This window comes from Enterococcus sp. BWR-S5, from assembly GCF_016745255.1.
Classification (GTDB): domain Bacteria; phylum Bacillota; class Bacilli; order Lactobacillales; family Enterococcaceae; genus Enterococcus_L.
The window spans coordinates 123,200-138,886 of record NZ_JADOEQ010000009.1 but is presented as its reverse complement, the minus strand read 5'-3'; the positions used below and the strand labels follow the sequence as shown (position 1 = coordinate 138,886).

Below are 15,687 nucleotides of genomic sequence, written 5' to 3'. Positions count from 1 at the left end.
AGACATGCGGAAAAATAAATTAGTTTTAAGCTTGCTTGTAGTACTCTCCCTTCTTTCATTAACGCCACTGACTGCTTTTGCAACAAGTGAGAAAGATTCAGAAAAGTCTACGAGTGTACAGACGAATGGGGCAATCACATTTGAATCGGAAGCCACTATCGACTCAACGACACCGATTACTACAGAACCCACCACTACGCCGACTGAAAAGCCGCCAGGTGGCACGACAAAGCCCGGCGGAACGTATCCGTCAACAGGTGAAATTGTGAAAAAGGGTCTGACCTTTGGTGGTGCAGGGATTGTGGCGCTTGCTCTGATTCTCTTTTTCTGGAAACGGAAAAAGGATGAAGAACATGAAGAGGGGGATGTGCATTAATGAAAACATGGACACTACTCTCATCGATTGCATGCGGCTGTATTCTATTCGGAGCTGTTTATGCAGCTGTCGAAGCAGAAGCTACATCAGGTTCGGCAACAGGTACGATTGAGTTCGAAGTAGAGGATAAACAACAGGTTTACGATCCAGAAAATCCGGGAACAGTTGTTGATCCGGGAGATTCACCAAAAACTGAAGGACCATTGAGGATTGATTTCGTTCCGCAGTTCCGTTTTGGAACAAATAAAGCTGTCAATGAAGACACTGTTTATTCAGCCTATGCACAGCTGTTTAAGGATGATACCAGTGCAAGAGGAAACTTTGTTCAGGTATCGGACTACCGAGCGGAGGAATCTGGCTGGGAGCTGTCTATCAAACAGGAAGCGCAGTTTGAAAACGAAAATGGACGTACCTTGGATGGCGCAATCATTTCTTTGGACCATTCTTGGACAAGCTCTATGAGTGACTCTGCGACGGCACCTACGGTTAAAAAGGACGTTATTACTATGAGCGTTGGGGAATCACAGATTCTTGCAACTGCAGCAACTGGTACAGGTGGGGGCACCTGGGCGATTAATTTCGGTGCTTCGGCAGCTAATTCTGCCGGGCAGCAGGACACATTGACTCCATTACTTGATGCCAATGGGAATCCGGTTCCTGACAGTACTTTTGGGGACAAACCGATTTACTTGAACTCTGCTATCGGTTTAAACATTCCGGGGAGAGCAGAGAAACAACCCGGAACCACTTATAAAACGGTGATAACTTGGACACTGTCCGAGTTGCCATAAATAAAACAAAAAGAAATTTAGGAGGAAACACACATGAAATCAAGTTACAAATTCGCTTCAGCAGCTTTGCTGGCTGCTTTAGGTCTTGGCCTAGCAGTAGCATCAGAAACAAAAGCTTACACACAAGATGAAAAAGGAACAGGGAAAATTGAGTTTACACAGTCAATTGACTCAAACGATCCAAATGAACTTAGCTTGCCACCAGATACAACTGAGCCATACATCACTCTTACTGAACCAGATGTAATCCCTGGAACAGAGGAATTACAACTACGTGTTATCACGTCAATGGATTTTGACAAGCATAACTTGGTTGCTACTGATACAGCAGCAAAAACTTGGCCTGTAAAAGCATACTCAGCTGAAAAATTAGATGGTTCAGGCAACTTCGAAATGCCTCATTTCGTACGTTTCCGTGACTACCGTGCAGAAGATGGAAAAGAAAACAACTACAAAATTTCTGCAGCAATGACAAGTCAGTTCAAGAACGGTTCAACTGTATTAGGTGGAACATTGAACTACAAAAATACTAAACTAACTACAACTACGAACCAGCAGACTTTACCAAGCCAAGCTGTAGTTCAAAGCGGTGGAGTGTTCTCATTGAATCCTGAAGGAGATTCAGTAGACGTTCTTATTCAAAATGAAAACGGAAAAGGTTTCGGATTGTTCGATCTTATGTTTGGTGAGTATAGCGAAATTACTGCTGATGGAACAACTGATGCGGTTACTTTAAGCGTGCCTGCTAACACTAAAATTGTTAAAGGAACATACACTGCAGAGATCACTTGGACACTTTCAGATACTATCTAATTGTCGAATAGGTCTTATGAGTCAAGAAATCACCGGTTTCGGTGATTTCTTGCTTAAAGTGAAGAGAGGAAAAGCAAAGTGAAGAAAATATATAAATCCATTTTAGTTATTTTATACATAATTAGTTTATTTATAGCTTCTCCAATAATCAGCTATGGAGAGGAGACAGGAACAGCGGCAGAAGAAGCTCAAGTAGAGGGTGCAACATTCAGCTATGAAGTTATTAAGCCTGAAAATCAAGTAGACCCTTCTGTTGGTTATTATAATCTGAAGCTGGCTCCAGGTCAGGAGCAGACAGTTCAGATTCGTCTAACTAACCCGAGCGCAGTAGAGGTAGCTATTGAAGTTGCCTTGAATGGAGCCGTAACCAATGGCGGCGGCGTTATTGAATATGGTCCGAATAAGATTGAAAATGATGCGTCATTGAAGTTTCCGTTTACAGAGGTTGTTTCAGCGCCGGAAGAAGTGGTACTTGCGCCTGGTGAGGAAAAGATGTTGGACATCACAATCAAAATGCCGGAAACCTCTTTTGAAGGCTATATTTCCGGAGGAATTCGTCTTTTACGTAAAGGGCAGGAAGCAGAATCTGAAACAATGGTTGTGAATAAGATTGCTTATATGGTTGGGATGCTCCTGAGTCAACAAGATCCAACGGATATTGAGAATATTTCTGAAGAGTTAGGGTTTAACCAAGTATATCCGGCAACATCAAATTATCGAAATGCTTTTATGGTTAACTTTTCTAATATTCAACCAATCTACGTAGATGATATGACAGTAGAGGTGCAAATTACCAAAGAAGGCAGCGAGGCGGTTCTTTATGATACGAAGAAATCGCAGATGCGAATGGCACCAAATTCAATGATTAATTTTCCGGTGGAGCTGAATGGTGAAGCAATGGTGCCCGGAGATTATCGTGCAAAAATTTCTGTGAAGAGTGGTAAAGGCGGCAGCTGGCAATGGGATGAAGCATTCACAGTAACAGATGAAGAAGCAGAAAAATTTAACGCACAGGATTTGTCATTAGTACAGGACCCAGGTCTGAACTGGCAGCTGATAGCGATGATTGCCGGTGGTGTATTAGGCGTTCTTCTGGTGATTTTCTTAATTATTCATTTCATCAGAAAGAAAAAAGGCGGAAACAAGAAGGCCAAACGGAAAAAAAATAAAAAGAAACCTGAGAAGAAAAAATAAATTAGGCCGATACAGAGGAAAGGAGAAATGATTATGGGGTTGGAAATGCTGGATTGGCTGCTAATCGGTCTGATTGCGGCAACAGTGATTTTCCTCGTGCTCTTCCTTGCGTATCTGATTCGTTTTTTCTTTACCTCTCGTAAGCTGTCCGTGCTAAAAAGGAAGCGTCCGAAAAAAAAGAAAAATCGAAGAAAATGGGCAGGCCAGGTCAAGAAAATGGAAAAAAAGAAGAAAGGAGCCGTCAAGCTGTTCCTATTCTTTTTACTTCTAGGTGGACTTTGCGGCGGCGGTGGCTATTATCTGAAGTATTATCAAATGACCAACCTGGCTGATAAAGATAAGGAAGCATTGGTACAAGGATATTTTCTGATGACAACAATTGAAGAGCAATTAAATGAAGCCGCAACAACAGATAGTCCTAAACGGGTTCAGGGGACGGTTTACGATCTTTCCGCACGTCTGGCAAGCTATGGTGCGACGACACCTGATGGACGCCTGTCGAAGGACGGGTACCTGTTACTAAAACGATTGTATCAATCGATGAAGGAACTTGGATTAGTCTTGACTTCAGTAACGGAGGAAAGTATTCAGAATCCGGAATCCATTGAAGAGTACATGGGAGATATTGAGAAGACGAAAGCACATCAAAAAAATGTTTTGGAGCATTTTCGCATCGATGAATCTTCCTTAAAACAAGATAATTAAGAGGGGTTGTTGGGCAAATGGTACAAAAAAAGCAGACAACAGCAAGAAAGAGATCCCTTCAAAATACCTCTAAAAATAGGAAAGAAAAAACTGTTTCTAAAATGGTGAAGCAGTCTGCTCAGCGAAAAAAACAGCGTAAAACTGCTTTCGGATACAGTAGAGGTAATAAGCAAACAAGGAAAAGGAATGATAAAAAGCGTTGGCAATCTTTCAAGAATGTTCTTGTAGAGCTAACGCTTGTCTTGTTTCTATTTGGCCTTCTCTTGATTCCGATTTTTCGTTTTTTTGTTGTCTTTCCTGAAGCAGGAGGATATGCAATGAGCCCTACCTTGCAGGATGGGGTACGTACAATGGTTTATCAACAGGGGAAAGTCAAACGGTTCTCTTTAGTCTATTTCAAGGTTCCGCAACGCAACGATGGTATAAAGACGATTCGTCGAGTGATTGGTCTTCCCGGTGAGCGTGTGGAGTATAAGGATGAATGCTTGTACATTAATGGCGAAGAGAAGGTAGAACGTTTTTTAGGTAACCAGCTTTTGGCTGCTCAAGAGGGAGGCTATACATTAACAGAGAACTTGTCACTTGAAGAGATACAGGGAACGGAAAATGGTGTAATCCCTCAAGGATATTATCTGGTTTTAGGAGATAATCGAGTGTTTTCTGTAGATAGTCGGGAATACGGGCTCGTCTCGGAAGAGGAGATTATAGGGACAGTGGAGTTGATTTTTTGACATTAGAGAGCGGATATTCTTGATAATATAGTGAAATGTGTCAGATGGTCAGTACTTTTCCCAATTTACAATGCGGTGAGCAATTTCTCTGAGATACATATGACAAATTTTAGGATGAGGACAAAGTGGAAGCGAAAAAAAAACAAACGATAAAGAATAAAAGAAAAAGGCCTACTGGGAGTAAAGGGCAGAAAAAAAGGAAGCGGCGACCTTCTACAAAAAGGACTGTGAAAAAGAAAACTGGCAAGCTGTCACGGGTACTGAATCAACTGCCAATTAAGTGTCCATTTCCGTCGTTTTGGCAAAAACTGCGGGCATATCGTGAAGGGTTCCTCCTATTTGTGATAGTGTGTGCAAGTATTTGGTGTTTTACAACCTTTACTGTTCATCAAGTTTCCGGAGAGTCGATGGTACCGGCATTGGCGGATAAGGAACGTATCGTCATTCGGAAAACAGATAGTCCGAGTCGTTATGACATTATCACTTTTATTCCGGAGGATGATCCAAAAGGAAACTATGTAAAACGAGTAGTGGGTATGCCGGGCGATGCGTTCTATATTCAAGGAAAAAGGCTATATCTGTTTTCTGCCGGTGCAGAATTTGCAGATACAGCAGATTTATTGTATTCCAGTAATTTGCCGGATAGTACAATATCGTTTTATTTAACCGATGAAGCAGTCAATCAACTGCTTGGTAAGAATAAGATTCCGAAAGATTCTTATTTTGTTGTTGGCGATAATCGTCGTCATTCAACAGATAGTCGAGCCTTTTCATTTGTTGAAAAAAACCAAATAGAAGGGGTTGTATCGTTTCGAATGTACCCTTTCAATAAATTTGGTGTCGTACATTAATCATTAAGTAAATGGAGAAAGAAGAATGAAATCAAAAATTATCAAGTTTATCAAACAAAAGGGTATACTATTTGGCTTGCTCAGCTTTTTGATTCCGGTTGTAATCATGGCGCTTGCCTATTATAAGGTCGACGTACTTCCTATTGAGGGGCACCGGTCAATTCTGGCATCAGATGCGTATTCACAATATTCGATGTTTTTCGGAGGCTTTAACAATTTAATTCGGAATGGTGAAAGCTTGTTGTTCAACTGGTATGCGTCACTTGGACTGAATAATGTAGCTTTTATGTCGTATTACTTAAATAGCCTATTTACACCACTGGCTTTGTTATTTGAAAATATTCATATGGATTACTTTATGTATTATCTCACGCTATTAAAATTTGGCTGTTTAGGGCTGGGTTTTTGGGTGTATGCTTCACAGACCTTTAAAATCAACCGATGGCAGCATTTAATCTTGGCGATTAGTTATGCCTTGATGAGCTTTGCAGTCGCTTATTCGGAAATCACGATGTGGTTTGATGGGTTAATGTATTTGCCTTTGGTTATATTGGGCGTTAATCGTTTGATGGATCAGAAGAAACCAGTCGTGCTGTTTGTGTTTTACTTCCTATTGTTTATATCTAATTTTTACATTGCTTTTATGATTGGTGTATTCTCGTTTCTCTATTTTTTGGCTCGTTTTGCTACTGGACCAAGCATATATAAACGAAGTGTTTTGCTGTATTTAGGAACATCTTTCGCGGCGGGTGGCGCTTCTATGCCGATTATTATCCCAACAGTTTTGGATATTACCAGTAATGGGGAAAGCTTGACCGAAATTACCCGCTTATTTACTAAAACAGCGGCACCGCTCAGTATTTTTATTAAAAATATGGTTGGGGTGTATGACTCTACGAAATACGATACGGTGCCGTTTATCTATGCAGGAACACTCGCGTTGGTATTCTGTATTTTCTTTTTCCTGACAAAAAAAATTACGAAGCGAATGAAGCTGGCCTATGGGAGTGTTTTAGGGTTCATTTTTATCAGCTTCAATATTGAAGCGTTAGATTTGCTGTGGCAAGGGTTGCATGCGCCGAATATGTTTCTGTTTCGCTACAGCTTTACCTTCTCTTTTATGGTGCTGATGCTGGCAGGTTATGGTTGGGAAAAATATTCAAAAGAAGACTTTTCTAAAATCATGCGTGTCATAGTGACTCTATTTGCCATTTTTCTAGGTGTAAAAATTTACACAAACTTTAATGAGGATAATTACAAATATTTTTATATTAGCAGCCTTTTATGGAGTACGGGTTCCCTATTCAGTCTGCTGGGTCTCTTCTGGCTGAAGCAGAAAGAGAAGCTGCCGAAAATCAGCAGTCTATTAATGGTGGGAGTTGTTGTTGTTGAACTATGGGCGAACACGACAGGCTTGGTAGTCGGTATCCTTCATGATTGGACCTATCCGAACTATATTGGTGTGACCAATGTGTACAATGATATTGAGACACTGGTTGATTATACAAAGGAGGAAACACCAGACAGTTTTTATCGAATGGAAAACTTGACTCCTATCACGATGAATGATTCCTTCCTATTTGGTTATAGTGGCGTATCGATGTTTTCTTCGATTCGAAACCGTCATTCCTCTCAATACCTTGATCAGCTGGGCTTCCGCTCGAAAGGAACAAACTTGAATGTTTTGTATGCCAATAATACCTTGCTAATGGATAGCTTGTTGGGAATAAAGTATAACCTTTCTAAAGAAGAGGACTCATTGAAGTTTGGTTATCGTGCGATTCAAACAAGTGGTGACTATACGTTGTATGAGAACGAGTATGTTTTACCATTAGGTATTTTGACAGATGACTGGATTTATCAGGAGGGAGCGGTCGATAACCAGACAAAACTGATTAATCATTTGGCTGGTCAGGATGAGAACGAATCGATGTTTGCCTTTACGGAGGCTGAGGTTATTGATAGTAAAAATATAGATTTTGATTCTCAGATAGTTGAAGGAAATAATGTAGAGATTGTTACATATGCCAGAACTAATCCGGAAGAGCCAATGGAAATCACTTATGAGGTTGAAGTTCCTGCAAAGCAGCAAGCCTATTTGACGATATATCAGGCGCAAACAGATGGCGTAACAGGTGCACCGATAATGAAAGCGGAGGTCAATGGTACCACTCACTCTTGGATGTTCGGCAGAGTTGGACAATACATTTCATTAGGATACCATGAAGAAGCACAGACTGTTCAGGTGAAGCTTACTTTTACTTATACCAAGGCCGGAGATGAGGAGAAATCAGTCATCATTTTAAAACCTGATGCAGCATTGATGGACACGGAAAAATTTGTTTCTACATTGGAAAAGATACAGGAAAAAGGAGTAGACATCGAAGTGAATGGACGCCATGCTTCGGCTTCTGTTGATTTAAAAGAAGATCAAGTGTTAATGACGACGATTCCGTATGATAAAGGGTGGAGGGCCTATGTCGATGGAGAAGAGGTCGAAATTCCGACCTTCAAGGACGCTTTCCTGACGATTCCATTAGCAGCGGGAAAATATACTGTTGAGCTGGTTTATTTCCCTTATGGCATGAGACTCGGACTTTGGATTGCCGGCGGCAGTGTCCTACTATTCTTAGCAATCATTTTCTGGCTAAGAAAAAAGCATCGTGAAGAGCCGCAATGGATGAGTAATGTATCCGCTGAGCCAGCGGGAGAGTGTACTCAGAAATTAAACCGCTTAGATGAACAGTCAACTTCTGGAGAAATACAAGAGGCTCCAAAAGAATCGACTGTCGCAGAAACAAGCGAGCCAAACGAAAGACTGGATGGAGCAGAAGGGAAAACTAAGCAAAAGCAAGAATCCTTAGTCACTACTTTTTCATTTTCTCAAAAGGAAGAAGACCCGTTTTCTTTTGATTTTGACACAACGAGGATAAAAAAATCAGAAGACCCTCCTAAGGACTAGTCGTCAGCTCGGTTTTAAGTACAACATATAAGAAAAAATCAGACACCTCATACCTAGACTCAAGTATGAGGTGTCTGATTTTTTTATTTACTTCGTTGATGGGCCGCTGTTAACCACAACTGTCGTACTATATCTATGCCCAGATTATTTAAAAATAGTAGTTTCTGTTCTGCGTATTATTGCAAGTTATTTTCTAAAACATATTGAAACTCACTGAACGCGACTTCATCAATGCCGCCGTTCATTTGCAGTAGGACCAATTTTGTTTCGTTAACTGCGGTCCATGATTTGTATTGTTCATTTTCAGCAGTTAAATTGTCATAGAAGGCTTTTGCTTCCTGTAAATCTGCTAAATTTGTATAGGCGGTTACACGACCGTTTAAATACGAAGCGGAATATTCTGAGTAAAATACTCCGAAAATAACACCCGATGCTGCTTTCATAGGTGCCAATCCGTAATCTGCTTCCGTCATATCTCGCTCTTCATATACTGCCAAGCCGGCTTCTTTGAACTTTTGAACGACTTCCTGTGCAGTGATGAGGGGTTGTGCAGGAGCTTCACTGGAAACTGTTGTACTGCTGGCTGTTGTTGTCGAACTGTTGGATGTTGTTGGTTTTTCATTGTTACTGCAAGCAGCCATCATGAAAGAGCACAAGCCCAATAAAACAAAAGCAATCCCTTTTTTCATACTTCTCCTCCTTATGCGCCAAAACTGATAAATATGTAATTTCTTGTTATCGCTATTCTAACATGTTTTTTAAAGGCAAAGCTACAAGATTAATCAAAAATGTATATATGTTTTTTTATTAAATGAAAAAAACGTCTCATTTGATTTAAACATGTACTGTTAGTAGAATTTGATGAGGAAAAGCAGGATGTAATCAATGGATGGATATTTTACATATTTTGGAGTTGCAGGTCATTTGTAACAAAATTTCTGTGTGTTAAAATGAAAGTAGAATTTTTTACGTAGATTAATTGAGAAGAGGAAAAACATGAAGGCAGAGATTATAGCGGTTGGTACAGAATTGCTGCTGGGGCAGGTAGTGAATACCAATGCAACATTTTTATCTGAAGAGTTGGCAGATTTGGGCATAGAAGTTTATTATCATACAGTAGTTGGCGACAATCTTCAACGCCTACTGGATATATTGAATGAAGCAGAACAAAGAAGTGATCTAGTTGTTCTATGTGGCGGATTAGGGCCAACTGAGGACGACCTGACAAAGGATGGCGTAGCTCTTCATCTTCAAAAAGAGCTGGTTCCAGATTCGGATGGACTGGCTAAGCTGGAAGAGTTTTTCCGTTTTTCCCAACGAAAAATGACACCGAATAACTTGCAACAAGCACTAATCATTGATGGAGGAATAAGTATTCCGAATCCAACAGGTCTGGCTGTGGGTACCTTGGTGACTGAACGGGAGACTAGTTATTTGTTGCTGCCGGGACCGCCAAGCGAGCTGAAGCCGATGGTCTTTCAGCACGTATGTCCGTTGCTAAAAGAGCTGTTTCCGACAAAAGAGCAGTTAATATCACGGGTTCTGCGTTTTTATGGTATTGGCGAGTCTCAGCTAGTCACTGATTTGAAAGAGCTAATTGATCAGCAAAGCAATCCAACCTTGGCACCATACGCCAAGCCCAATGAGGTAACACTGCGTCTTACAGCCAAGGTTACCTCTCAGGTCGAAGGAGAAGCGATGCTGCAGGAATTGGAAGAACAGATTCTGGCAATTGTAGGAGAGTTCTTTTACGGCTATGGAGATGAGAACAGCTTAGAAGAGACAACCGTTAAGCTATTGGCGGCCCATGGTAAGACCTTAGCGGCAGCTGAGAGCTTGACTGCGGGACTTTTCCAAAGCATGGTTGGTAATGTCTCTGGTGCGTCTAAGGTGCTTAAAGGCGGCTTTGTTACCTATTCTGCGGAAATGAAGACTGCGCTTCTGTCTATTCCGGAAAGCCTGATTGAAGAACACGGAACAGTTAGTGAAGCATGTGCACTGGCGATGGCTGAGAGTACACTCAGACTCACTGGTGCAGATTTGGCAGTTTCCTTTACGGGAGCTGCAGGTCCTGACTCGTTGGAGGGGCATCCGCCAGGCACCGTGTGGATTGGTCTTGCGGAGAAAGGACAGCCGACAAGAGCTGAGCTTTGCCATTTTAATAGGGATCGGCAATATGTTCGATACAGTGCAGCGATGAAAGGACTGGATTTTGTTCGACGTGCCGTTTTAGAGGGAAAATAAAATGCGAATGTTTGTTCGTTTTTTCTTGATTTTTATTTGTAAAACAGGTAAGATATGATTACTGGAAATAAAACTATGTTTATATATAAGGAGGATTATCAATTGGCTGATGATCGTAAAGTAGCACTGGATGCTGCGTTGAAAAAAATAGAAAAGAACTTTGGTAAAGGCTCAATTATGAAGCTGGGTGAAAAAATTGATCAGCAGGTGTCTACAATTCCAAGTGGTTCTTTGGCGTTGGATGTTGCTTTAGGTGTTGGCGGATATCCTCGTGGAAGAATTATTGAAGTATACGGACCGGAAAGTTCCGGTAAGACGACTGTTGCTCTTCATGCGATTGCGGAAGTCCAAAAGCAAGGCGGAACGGCTGCCTTTATTGATGCAGAGCATGCTTTAGATCCGCAGTATGCGCAAAAACTTGGTGTAAATATTGATGAACTGCTGTTGTCACAACCAGACACAGGGGAACAAGGATTGGAAATTGCAGATGCGCTGGTTTCAAGTGGTGCGATTGACATTGTTGTTATTGACTCGGTAGCTGCTTTGGTTCCGCGTGCGGAAATCGATGGAGAAATGGGTGCCAGCCACGTTGGTTTGCAAGCGCGTTTGATGTCTCAAGCATTGCGTAAACTATCTGGTTCTATCAATAAAACTAAGACGATTGCTATCTTTATTAACCAAATTCGTGAAAAAGTCGGCGTAATGTTCGGTAATCCGGAAACAACACCAGGAGGACGTGCGTTGAAATTCTACGCAACTGTTCGTTTGGAAGTACGTCGTGCAGAACAATTGAAACAAGGAACGGATATCGTCGGAAACCGTACAAAAATCAAGGTTGTAAAAAATAAAGTAGCGCCGCCTTTCAAGGTTGCTGAAGTTGATGTTATGTATGGACTGGGTATTTCCCAAGAGGGTGAACTGTTGGATATGGCTGTAGAGAAAGACCTTGTGGAAAAAAGTGGTGCATGGTACAGCTATAATGGTGAACGAATTGGTCAAGGGCGTGAAAATGTTAAGACCTATATGATTGAGCATCCTGAGATGATTGCTGAGCTTTCTCCGAAAGTCAGAGCAGCCTATGGAATCGGTGACGGATCAATCGTTGTTGAAGAAACAGAAGGGCAGGAAGAACTGCCGTTAGATGAAGAATAAGGTATAATCGACTCAATAGAAGACGCTCAATAAGACAAGGAAACAATGTCTTATTGAGCGTCTTTTTTTGTCTTCTTTTGCTGTACCTCAATGGTGATGAAAGGGAGTGCACCATCAGTATAGATAGCATCACCGCCACCATTGAAGCCATGATAGCTGGTTGTAAAATGTTCAACAATTTCGATAGACAGGGGCAGCTTCGAAATTCTAAAAGTATCCAGAACAAAGTCTCTTTCGTCATCGATATCTGAATTAATCTTGTGGGTAATTTGTCCTGTAAATGCAGAAAATCCAACTTTTCGATCGTAGGTAGCAGCTGCCAGCCAATCTGCTTCTTTTCCGCCGGGAAGGTACCAATTATCAGGTGTTTGCCAAATCCGAACATGATGCCGCCTTCTTGGATTATGGTTTATTTCTTTTTCAAAAGCTAAATCCTGTTTGCGACCAAATAGAAATAACGAACTGACCGGAGCTGCGGGATAGCTATGTCCAAACACGCTGGATATAACCATACGAATCGAGGAGGTCAGAGAGAGGGGCTGAGCCAATGTCCAACCACTTTCTGAAAATAGTTTTATGAGCTGCTCTTTTTCACCGATAAAAGCCAGATTAATGGGATCGCCAAGCAATCCGTCGTTTGTTCTGGAACGTCCAATGAAATAATCAGGTAAATAATGGTTGGTCATTACTTTATTGATTAAAGGCAAGACAAGATAAGAGCTGAACAACCACAAAATAATATAAGCAAGTATGTGGATTTTCTTTGTCAGAACCTCTTCAAGCAGAGCTTTGTAAATTAGATAGCCGATAATAATAATAAAAATAAAACGCAAGACTCTGAATAAACTATTAAGAATAAGCTGCCTTTTCATCGCTCGTTTCCTTTCTTTAATTAACAATGTTTTTCATGGCACCAAACGATGTTGGATGCATGGTTAAAATGGATGATGTTCAAATAGATACACCATGATATAGCTGTACACGCCGATAGACCAAGGCTTCAACAGCAAGATGATTCTTAAGAATTTTTTTAAGGAGATGTCTGTCATTCCCGCAACGAGACAGACGATATCATCTGGGGCAAAAGGAATGAGCAGCGTCCAAATCAGTAGTCGTTGAATTTTTCTATCATCATTGGCATTGACTAAATCTGTGAATTCCTCATATTTTTTTGGTGTTAGAATCGCTTTAACAAACCCTTTTCCATAATGTCTAACAAGTAGAAAGGCTAGAATCTCACCAATTACCAGCCCGATGTAGCTATAAAGAAGTCCATAGATATTACCAAACATCAGCATTCCCGCTACTGAAGAGATACCTCCGGGCAATATAGGAATGATTACTTGAACAATCTGAAGAAGGATAAAAACAATGATTGCCCATTGACCGAATTGATGAATGAAGTTCTTTAATAATACCGGAGACTTGAAAATTCCCAGGTGCAATCCATAAAGAACCAAACCAAAAAGAATAAATAGTCCTAGAAAAGGAAGTAAACGAAGCGATTTTTGAAGACGTGTCAATATAATTCCTCCAATCACACGCGGCTCATGTAACAGGTTAGAAGCCGTCGAATAGTACAAGTGCTGATAAAATCGTAATAACTTTGTTGCCTTAATTATATAGCCTTTCTCCAAAATGAAACAATTATCAGCATTTCAGCAGAGGTGGTAAAAGCTGGGATAGCTGAAAGACATTCAATTGCTATGCCTGAGAATTATCGTTGCCCCAAATGATTGATACAAATAAAGAAGTGGTCAACCTGTAATGTATTGGCTCAAATAGTATCGAATAAACAGCGCCATCTCTTCTATCTAAAAAGTTGGATACTTCGTTTGACTGTTGATTAAGAAGAAGTGTTTTAAAAAGCTGTAAAAAAATTTGATTTCAAATAGGATTTTTTTCCTTTTTTTTAGTTGATTGGAGCATAAAACCATTTAGTATCAACATTTGTCATTTTTAGGATAAGAACAGGTGTTTCAAATAGGCTGTGGTGTTGATTATATTAGCTATTTTAAGTTGACACACTGATAGACAACAATTAGAATAAAGTTGTGTGCATTTTCTGTGCATGCACCATTGATGTATTGATAATGACAATCACTTTTTGTCAATAAAACTACATGAATATTGAAGTGAATAGATAGTATGGAGGTGGAAACAATGGGTTTATTAATTCCCCTTGCTATCGTCGCATTAATTGTCGGTCTTGGAGGAGGGTTTTTAATTGCAAAATCCCGTCATGAAAAGGCAGTGGATGGAGCAAAAAACTCCGCTGTCGGTATTATTGAAGATGCCCGCAAAGAAGCAGAGACTCTGAAAAAAGAATTTTTGCTTGAAGCCAAGGAAGAAAACCAGAAGTATCGTTCAGAGGTTGAAAGTGAGTTGAAAGAGAGTAAACTAGAGTTAAAAACACAAGAAAATCGTCTTTTGCAAAGAGAACAGACATTGGATCGTAAAGATGATGTTCTCGAAAAACGTGAAAGCTCACTGGAAGACAAAGAAGAAAAACTGGTCGCAAAGCGGCAATTAATTGATGAGCGGGAAAAAGAAGTAGAACAACTGGTAGAGAAGCAGCAGCAGGAAATTGAACGCGTTGCATCCCTATCTAAAGACGAAGCCAAAGACATCATTATGAAATCAACAGAACAAGAATTGAACCATGAACTGGCTGTGCTGGTTAAGGAATCAGAGCAGCGAGCAAAAGAAGAGGCAGATCGTAAGGCGAAAAACCTGCTTTCTCTGGCAATTCAACGTTGTGCAGCAGACTCAATATCAGAAACAACCGTTTCTGTTGTCAGCTTACCAAATGATGAAATGAAGGGTCGAATCATCGGTCGTGAAGGTCGTAATATTCGAACACTGGAAACTTTGACAGGGATTGATTTGATTATTGATGATACACCGGAAGCGGTCGTACTTTCCGGCTTTGATCCAATTCGAAGAGAAATCGCACGCATGACTCTTGAGCGCTTGATTCAGGACGGACGTATCCATCCGGCTCGCATTGAAGAGACTGTAGAGAAATCTCGTAAGGAAATGGATGAACGGATTCGCGAATATGGGGAGCAGGCAGCCTTTGAAGTCGGTGCCCATACGTTACATCCGGATTTAATCAAAATTCTAGGTCGGTTGCGTTTCCGTACCAGCTATGGTCAGAATGTATTGAATCACTCAATTGAAGTTGCTAAACTGACAGGTGTGCTAGCTGCCGAGCTGGGAGAAGATGTTCAACTGGCAAAACGTGCAGGACTGCTTCATGACATAGGGAAAGCTTTGGATCATGAGATTGAAGGCTCCCACGTGGAGATTGGTGCAGAACTAGCTGCGAAGTATAAGGAAAATGCTACAGTGATTAACGCAATTGCTTCTCACCATGGTGATATTGAAGCGACATCCGTTATTTCTGTGCTGGTTGCAGCCGCAGATGCTCTATCTGCAGCAAGACCGGGTGCTCGTAGTGAATCTCTGGAAAATTACATCCGTCGTTTAGAGAACCTTGAAAATATCTCTAATGGTTTTGCCGGAGTAGAATCAAGCTTTGCTGTACAGGCTGGGCGCGAGATTCGTGTAATGGTGAAACCGGAAGAAGTTTCTGATTTAGAAGCGGTTCGCTTAGTGCGTGATATTCGTAAGAAAATTGAAGATGATTTGGATTATCCAGGTCACATCAAAGTAACTGTTGTTCGGGAAACCAGAGCAGTAGATTACGCGAAATAGAAAAAACTGTCTTTCATCGAAATAGATGAAAGACAGTTTTTTTGTTGTGTATAAAATTCTAAAAGTAAACAATATATATCTATTGATATAAAATGTATTATTTGTTAAGATTAAATAGTAAGAGATAATTAATATCTTACAAAAAGAA

Annotated in this window: 14 protein-coding genes; 11 read left to right on the top strand and 3 right to left on the bottom strand. The window is 40.7% G+C overall.

The features are described 5' to 3' along the window. The first annotated feature begins 4 nt into the window (after positions 1-4). From IW510_RS11925 to IW510_RS11890, 8 genes are all read left to right on the top strand, one after another. Complete coding sequence (locus IW510_RS11925; RefSeq protein ID WP_202059896.1) at positions 5-376, top strand: LPXTG cell wall anchor domain-containing protein; 372 nt, start codon at positions 5-7, stop codon at positions 374-376. Continuing rightward, positions 376-1,167, top strand: a complete 792-nt coding sequence (locus IW510_RS11920) for a WxL domain-containing protein (RefSeq protein WP_202059894.1) — start codon at positions 376-378, stop codon at positions 1,165-1,167. The genes IW510_RS11925 and IW510_RS11920 overlap by 1 nt, the downstream gene beginning before the upstream one ends. A 33-nt stretch (positions 1,168-1,200) precedes the next feature. Further along, positions 1,201-1,980 (top strand): WxL domain-containing protein, encoded by a 780-nt coding sequence (locus tag IW510_RS11915; RefSeq protein WP_202059892.1) that lies wholly within the window; start codon positions 1,201-1,203, stop codon positions 1,978-1,980. Between the two features lie 78 nt (positions 1,981-2,058). Next, positions 2,059-3,174, top strand: coding sequence for a DUF916 and DUF3324 domain-containing protein (locus IW510_RS21565; protein WP_202059890.1), 1,116 nt, complete (start codon positions 2,059-2,061; stop codon positions 3,172-3,174). Positions 3,175-3,207: 33 nt separating this feature from the next. After that, entirely contained in the window at positions 3,208-3,879 is a 672-nt protein-coding gene (locus tag IW510_RS11905; protein ID WP_202059888.1) for a hypothetical protein, read from the top strand. 17 nt (positions 3,880-3,896) lie between these two features. Continuing rightward, positions 3,897-4,610, top strand: a complete 714-nt coding sequence (gene lepB, locus IW510_RS11900; RefSeq protein WP_202059886.1) for a signal peptidase I — start codon at positions 3,897-3,899, stop codon at positions 4,608-4,610. Between the two features lie 125 nt (positions 4,611-4,735). Beyond that, positions 4,736-5,461, top strand: a complete 726-nt coding sequence (gene lepB, locus IW510_RS11895; RefSeq protein WP_202059884.1) for a signal peptidase I — start codon at positions 4,736-4,738, stop codon at positions 5,459-5,461. A gap of 25 nt (positions 5,462-5,486) precedes the next feature. Beyond that, positions 5,487-8,423, top strand: a complete 2,937-nt coding sequence (locus IW510_RS11890; RefSeq protein WP_202059882.1) for a YfhO family protein — start codon at positions 5,487-5,489, stop codon at positions 8,421-8,423. Positions 8,424-8,599: 176 nt separating this feature from the next. Here IW510_RS11890 and IW510_RS11885 read toward each other — a convergent pair whose 3' ends face one another. Further along, positions 8,600-9,112 (bottom strand): hypothetical protein, encoded by a 513-nt coding sequence (locus IW510_RS11885; protein ID WP_202059880.1) that lies wholly within the window; start codon positions 9,110-9,112, stop codon positions 8,600-8,602. 307 nt (positions 9,113-9,419) lie between these two features. Between IW510_RS11885 and IW510_RS11880 the strand changes: the two genes are divergently transcribed. After that, entirely contained in the window at positions 9,420-10,667 is a 1,248-nt protein-coding gene (locus IW510_RS11880) for a competence/damage-inducible protein A (protein ID WP_202059878.1), read from the top strand. 102 nt (positions 10,668-10,769) lie between these two features. After that, entirely contained in the window at positions 10,770-11,819 is a 1,050-nt protein-coding gene (recA, locus tag IW510_RS11875; RefSeq protein ID WP_202059987.1) for a recombinase RecA, read from the top strand. 50 nt (positions 11,820-11,869) lie between these two features. Here the strand turns inward: recA and IW510_RS11870 are convergent, their stop codons facing one another. Together IW510_RS11870 and IW510_RS11865 are read right to left on the bottom strand one after the other, a co-directional pair. Continuing rightward, complete coding sequence (locus IW510_RS11870; protein ID WP_202059876.1) at positions 11,870-12,691, bottom strand: LssY C-terminal domain-containing protein; 822 nt, start codon at positions 12,689-12,691, stop codon at positions 11,870-11,872. Between the two features lie 63 nt (positions 12,692-12,754). Then, a complete protein-coding gene (locus IW510_RS11865; protein ID WP_236674718.1) occupies positions 12,755-13,342 on the bottom strand; it encodes a TVP38/TMEM64 family protein in 588 nt (195 codons plus the stop codon). Positions 13,343-13,982: 640 nt separating this feature from the next. Here IW510_RS11865 and rny point away from each other — a divergent pair. Then, positions 13,983-15,539, top strand: coding sequence for a ribonuclease Y (gene rny / locus IW510_RS11860; RefSeq protein ID WP_202059874.1), 1,557 nt, complete (start codon positions 13,983-13,985; stop codon positions 15,537-15,539). Positions 15,540-15,687: the final 148 nt, after the last annotated feature.